The organism is Aquitalea sp. S1-19 (assembly GCF_024343515.1).
In genome coordinates, this window is the sequence record NZ_RJTZ01000358.1 from 1 (window position 1) to 464 (window position 464).

General features: G+C 55.4%; 1 protein-coding gene. It reads right to left on the bottom strand.

What is annotated here, in order from left to right:
- On the bottom strand, positions 1–464 hold a 464-nt coding region (locus tag EGI20_RS19035; RefSeq protein WP_498633272.1), incomplete at both ends, for a hypothetical protein.

Below are 464 nucleotides of genomic sequence, written 5' to 3' on the forward strand. Positions count from 1 at the left end.
GGTGCCTTATGCCATGGTGTACTAAGGTTGCGGCCACCCATGCGGAACTTCATATCCCATGCAACATGCTTGCGTGTCGAAATCGGGAAGGCATTGACCTGGGTGCGTAGTTTCTCCTCGACGATGCCGTCGCCGGCAATCACGCCGATGGCGGTATAGCCATCCGTCTTGAAGACGCGATCCTTCACACCGTCGTTCTTCAGTTGCCAGCCCTGTACTACTTGGGATTGCTTGTTAACCGGATCCCACACATTGATGGTGTGGATGTCGGAGCGCCCGGCTGCCGGGTTGTAAAACGGCACATGGCCACCGAAATCATAAGTGATCTGTGGTGCGCCAATATCCACGCTGACCTTGCTGTTGCCGATAGTCGGCGCATAAGGTGCTTTGGCAACATAGGTCTTGCCGCGTATGGGTGCTGGTATCACGGCTTCTTCAGGTTCGGTCAGGCGGGCACTTTTGAA